Origin of the sequence: Paraburkholderia sp. NMBU_R16, from assembly GCF_013282575.1 — a bacterium.
Taxonomy (GTDB): Bacteria; Pseudomonadota; Gammaproteobacteria; order Burkholderiales; family Burkholderiaceae; genus Trinickia.
The window spans coordinates 1-251 of sequence record NZ_JAAAYE010000491.1; the positions used below are offsets into that span (position 1 = coordinate 1).

1 protein-coding gene is annotated in these 251 nt (G+C 59.0%); it reads left to right on the plus strand.

Annotation, left to right across the window (positions count from 1 at the left end; genetic code table 11):
- Positions 1–192 (plus strand): hypothetical protein (locus tag GWC77_RS28890; protein ID WP_217283483.1); only part of this gene is annotated, 192 nt, incomplete at its 5' end.
- Positions 193–251 lie beyond the last annotated feature (59 nt).

Below are 251 nucleotides of genomic sequence, written 5' to 3' on the forward strand. Positions count from 1 at the left end.
GAACAGGAGGTGCCTGCCATGGGAAAGCACCACAACCCCTACGCGCCGGAATTTCGGGCGCAGATGGTCGAGTTGGTCAAAGCCGGCCGCTCGCCAGAAGAGCTTGCGCGCGAGTTCGAGCCGACAGTGTGGCGCGACAATCTGGATGAGAGACGCGCGACAAACAAGATGAGAATGTCGCGGCGAGGTTGATGATGCCGATGTTGATTGACGCTGACAAGCGTTTGTTGATTGACGCGCGGCGCATGTTG